Genomic DNA, 5,142 nt, shown 5'->3' with positions numbered 1-5,142 from the left:
AGCTTATACCTTTTTGATTTTCCCGTAAGACAATATAAAAAACCTCGTACTATACTAATTATAATACGAGGTTAATAAACTATTAGAATTTTCCATAGCCTAAGAAGTGAGAACGAACCCAGCTATTACTTAAGCTGATTACGCTGATCCCTTTACTTCCAGCATGAACCATTTTATTTCCACCAATGTAAATACCCATATGTGAAGGACCATTAATATAAGTATTTTGTAAGAATACTAGGTCACCAGGTTGTGGAGAGCTAATTTTTGTCGCATTGCTCCAATATGTTTTTACATTTCCACGAGAGATGCCATATCCATTATGTGAATATACATACCAGATGAAACCACTGCAATCAAAACCGCTTGGAGACGTTCCACCAAATACATAAGGTACACCTTGGAATTGTAAAGCATAATCTACAAGTGAGTTTCCAGTTGCTGCTGGACCATCATTATTTGAATCTGATTTAGGTTTAGAACTAGAATTCGAACTAGATTTCGAATCAGAATTTGAACTAGATTTTGTAGCTGGAGTGCTAACGCTATCATCTTCATCATCATCGCTAGATAATGCAGCTAGTTCAAGAGATTGTTGCTCAAGACGTTGAACTCTCTCATCTTCTTTTGCATTTTCTAGTTCTTTAACAGCTAACTTTAAGTTAGCTTCAGCAGTATTTAATGATTTTTGTTTTTCAGCTTGTGATTTTGAAAGCTCACTTTGTTGAGCAACTAAATCTTCTTTTGCTTTTACTAAAGATTCTTTCTTCTCATCAACAAGTTGTTTTTCTTTTAATACTTCTGCTTGTTCAGACTTTTGTTCTTTAATGATATTTTCATCAGCATCAAAAAGTGTTGAAATTGAGTTTACACGATTAAAGAAATCTACTATTGAGTCTGAATTAAATAAAACGTCTGTTACTAGATTAACTTTTGGTTGCTTTTGCATTGCAACTAAACGATCCTCTAATAAATCGTTGCGTTTTTGAATTCTAACTTCTAAGTATGTAATTCTTGCTTTTTTATCTTTAATAATTTCTTCTGTTTCAGAAATTTCTGCTTTTTTTGCTTCTATGTTTTGCTTAGTTGTTTTAATTTGTTGATCTATTTTCTCTATCTCGTTGCTTAATTCTTTAAATTGTGATTGGAACTTATCTACTTCAGCTTGCTTTTTTTCAACTTTGCTATCAGCTAATACTGAAGCATTTGGCGCTAATGATAATACTATTGTACTTGCCATCGCCAGCACTGCTAGTTTTTTTCTTAACATTTCAGCGTTTCTCCTCTCGCTAATCTACGTAAATATTTATACCATAGATTCCCGAAGAGAGTCGCAATTGTTACAATATTGTAATATAAATGATAAATATGTCTTTATATGTCGATAAATTATCATCTTTTATTAAAGAAAACGCAATAAAACACTTCTATATTATATAGAAGTGTCAGTAACTGAGACAAATAACACAAAAACGTTATTTATCTACTAGAGTTTTCGATGTAAATTCTGTCATTTCGAACTAAGTCTTCATATGTTTCTCGACGAACTACTTCTCTTGAAACACCATCTTTAACAAATACTACTGCTGGACGACGGATACGGTTATAATTATTAGCCATTGAATAGCCATATGCACCAGTGCAAGATACAGCTAATACATCATTGTTTTGTGCAACAGGTAAGTTACAATCCCAAATTAGCATATCGCCACTTTCACAGCATTTACCAGCAATCGATACAACTTCTTTATTCTCATCATTTGCTCGATTTGCAAGCATCGCCTCATATTTTGATCCGTATAGTGCAGGACGAATATTATCAGTCATTCCCCCGTCAACAGATACATATTTACGAATTGAAGGAAGAGTTTTTGTTGAACCAATCGTATAAAGTGTTGTTCCAGCTTCTCCAACAATACTGCGTCCAGGCTCTAACCATAATTCTGGTAGTTTGTAGTCTAGCTCTTCACATTGTTGTTTAATAATAGTAGTAATTTTTTCTATATGTTTAGCGACAGCTAAAGGCTCATCTTCTGAAGTATAGCGAATACCAAAGCCTCCACCTACATTTAATATTTCAGCTGTAAAACCTAAATCGTTTTTTAGACCATTTAAAAAGCTCATTAATACATTGATTGCATGAACAAATCCATCTGGTTCGAAAATTTGAGATCCTATATGTGAATGTACTCCTAATAATTTTAGGTTAGTTGAATTTAAAGAAACTTCCACTGCTTCATTAGCTTGACCAGACATAATATCGAATCCAAATTTAGAGTCTTCTTGACCCGTCATTACATATTCATGTGTATGTGCTTCAACACCTGGCGTAACACGTAATAAGATTGATACTTCTTCATTACGTTGTTCAGCTAAGGCCTGTAATACTTCTAGCTCAAAGAAATTATCGACTACAAAACAACCGATTTTTGCATTTAAAGCTTCTTCAATTTCTTCAATTGTTTTGTTGTTTCCGTGAAAGTGAATTTTCTCAGCTGGATAACCTGCTTGCAATGCTGTATATAACTCTCCACCAGAAACAACATCTAGACATAGACCTTCTCTTTCTATTAAGCGGGCTTGTTCAACACATAGAAATGCTTTACTCGCGTAAGCAACCTGATATTTCATTCCCGTTTCTCTTAAAGCTTCATGGAATTCCCTACATTTTGATTCAATTAATGCTTCGTCATAAATGTATAGAGGGGTACCGTAATTTTTTACTAAATCTACAGTATCACAACCTCCGATTTCTAAATGTCCTTCATTATTAATTCGACTATTACCATGTAAATACATTCGTATTCTCCCTTCAAATCAAATGTAAGATCACTCTAAGAAGCTTCCTTCAATGTATTAGTGTATTAAAAAAGACACATGAAGGATATGTTCATGTGCCTATCGCTTTTTAAAAAAGGACTTAGCCAATCACATCTCTTCAATAGCTCTTCACAAACACATGTGACAGTACTACATTTATTAAATGTAGTCCCAGAAATAAAATGTGTGGCAATTTATTTCTTCGGCATAGGATCCTTTCTCATTTCGTCATAAAACCCACAGTTCTCTGAAATGATACTCATATACAATGCAACCTCTACGAATAGACTGTTATTTTTTATATTAGTCTATGTATAACACAGTCTAAAAATAGATGTCAAACCATTTTTAAATTATTTGTCGATTTATATTCACTCGCACACACAGCTTTTGCTTTCCAAAAATAGTACTTATAATATAGAATATGTTTTATGCGAGAGAAAAGGTGATTCAAAAATGAAAAATCATTTCAATAATTATAAATTAAATCTAAAAAAAACAAACCACTAACAAACTGTTAGTGGTTTTTCTTTTTTGTTGCCTTATTACAAAACTCTTAACTTAAGTAGAAAAAATTGGACTGGGGTGAATAGGTTGCGTTCAAGCAAAATAGCAGTACTTTCTATATGTAGTAACACATTCATCGTTTTATTAAAATTAATTGTCGGGATATTTACTGGTTCCGTAGCAATTATCTCTGAAGCTATTCATTCTTTATTGGATTTAGTTGCTTCAGTCATTGCATTTTTCTCTGTAAGGATTTCAAACAGACCGCCCGATAAGGAACATCCTTATGGTCATGGTAAGTTTGAAAATATTTCAGGTACAGTCGAAACAATCTTAATATTTGTAGCTGGTATTTGGATTATTATTGAGTCTGTTGAAAAGCTACTTCATCCTACCCCAATTAAAATGCCAATTATAGGTGTAGTCGTCATGTTAATTGGAGCGTTAATCAATTGGAGAGTAGGAAAAATCGTTCAAAAAGTAGGAAATGATACTCATTCTGTTGCAATGCAATCAAACGCTTTGCATTTATTAACAGACGTTTATTCATCACTCGGCGTTGCAGGAAGTTTAATTTTAGTAAGTCTTACTGGTTGGGAATTTCTCGATGCATTGATCGGAATTGGAATCGCAATTTATATAATGAAGGAATCAATTGAACTTGGACGCAAGTCGTTTACCCCCCTACTAGATACTGGGCTTTCTACAGATGAATTAAACCAAATCGAAAATGTATTATATTCTTTTAAATCCCAATTTATCGAATACCATGACTTACGCACGAGACGTTCGGGTGCTGAGGAGCATATAGATTTCCATTTAGTATTGCCATCGCATATGAGCATTGAAGAAGCCCATTTACTATGCGACAAAATAGAAGAAGAAATAAAAAAGGTTTTAGTTGATCCTAAAATATTAATTCATGTCGAACCAGAAAATGAAAGAATACAAAAACTTGATATTTTAAATGCAAGTTCAAGAGAAGAGCAGAAATTGCAAGGAGTAGGAAATTCATTAAAGGGATAATGGACATTAGAAAAACCCACAAGGATTTTATAACTTGTGGGGTTCATTCTATTTAAAGGACTTTTACTAAATAATAAATTCATCGGAAGGTTGCTCTGAATCGTCACCTTTTAATTTTTGAGCTCTCATCGTAACCATTGCATAGCCGATCGCCATAATTATGCCAAAAACATATCCACCAACTGTAAAGATAATTGTACGTGAGTAATATGCTTTTAATCCATACGTATCAACCATCCACCATTGTGCAACAGCAAATACGATATCTTTAATAATCCATGCGACAAACAAGTACTGAAATACTTTAAATAGTGAAGGATGTTTATATAATTTTTTACTTTCTTCACGATCTTGCCCCTGTATTGCAGCAATATCAATCATAAAATAATATGGTAACGGTTTTTTCAAAGCCAATAAAATTAAAAATACGACTACAACCCCAAAGTGATAATAAACATTGTACAAAATTAAGTTTTTCGCAGAACCTAATGCCATTAAATCAACGGCAGTACTAACAGTTAATGTTGAGATAATAAAAATACCAGTAACATTAAACTGTTTAGTATACCAAAAGCGAAATAAAGTATATAAGATCCCTGGAACTGTCGGTAAGAGCATCGCCCAATAGTCACTAAAATAGTGTTGTAAAACTTTATATAAAACAAGCGGAAATACTAAATACAAAATTAGATCGTAAATAATTAAATTACTTTCTTTCTTCATTTATATAACCTCGTTTTTTTTGGCCTTATTCGTCATAATCATTGCTATTTAATATTATTATTAATG

The 5,142-nt window shown here is 32.7% G+C and carries 4 protein-coding genes and 1 riboswitch; of the genes, 1 reads left to right on the top strand and 3 read right to left on the bottom strand.

Annotation, left to right across the window (positions count from 1 at the left end; translation table 11 throughout):
* Positions 1–82: 82 nt before the first annotated feature.
* Together CN514_RS19220 and lysA are read right to left on the bottom strand one after the other, a co-directional pair.
* On the bottom strand, positions 83–1,270 hold the full coding sequence (locus tag CN514_RS19220) for a C40 family peptidase (RefSeq protein WP_098233980.1): 1,188 nt from the start codon (positions 1,268–1,270) through the stop codon (positions 83–85).
* Positions 1,271–1,479: 209 nt separating this feature from the next.
* Positions 1,480–2,799: a diaminopimelate decarboxylase gene (gene lysA / locus CN514_RS19215; protein ID WP_098233979.1), complete on the bottom strand. Its 1,320-nt coding sequence runs from the start codon at positions 2,797–2,799 to the stop codon at positions 1,480–1,482.
* Positions 2,800–2,934: 135 nt separating this feature from the next.
* Positions 2,935–3,108, bottom strand: a riboswitch (Lysine riboswitch).
* A 306-nt stretch (positions 3,109–3,414) separates the two neighbouring features.
* Here lysA and CN514_RS19210 point away from each other — a divergent pair.
* On the top strand, positions 3,415–4,353 hold the full coding sequence (locus CN514_RS19210; protein ID WP_098233978.1) for a cation diffusion facilitator family transporter: 939 nt from the start codon (positions 3,415–3,417) through the stop codon (positions 4,351–4,353).
* 66 nt (positions 4,354–4,419) lie between these two features.
* Here the strand turns inward: CN514_RS19210 and CN514_RS19205 are convergent, their stop codons facing one another.
* Entirely contained in the window at positions 4,420–5,076 is a 657-nt protein-coding gene (locus CN514_RS19205; RefSeq protein WP_098233977.1) for a VC0807 family protein, read from the bottom strand.
* Between the last annotated feature and the right edge of the window lie 66 nt (positions 5,077–5,142).

Origin of the sequence: Bacillus sp. AFS001701 (assembly GCF_002559405.1) — a bacterium.
GTDB lineage: Bacteria > Bacillota > Bacilli > Bacillales > Bacillaceae_G > Gottfriedia.
This window is presented reverse-complemented; position numbering and strand designations above follow the sequence as displayed.

What these genes read in the sequence shown, in the direction of transcription:
- CN514_RS19205 (WP_098233977.1), bottom strand. Translation starts at nt 5,076, where the DNA reads ATGAAGAAAGAAAGTAATTTAATTATTTACGATCTAATTTTGTATTTA.
- lysA (WP_098233979.1), bottom strand. Translation starts at nt 2,799, where the DNA reads ATGTATTTACATGGTAATAGTCGAATTAATAATGAAGGACATTTAGAA.
- CN514_RS19220 (WP_098233980.1), bottom strand. Translation starts at nt 1,270, where the DNA reads ATGTTAAGAAAAAAACTAGCAGTGCTGGCGATGGCAAGTACAATAGTA.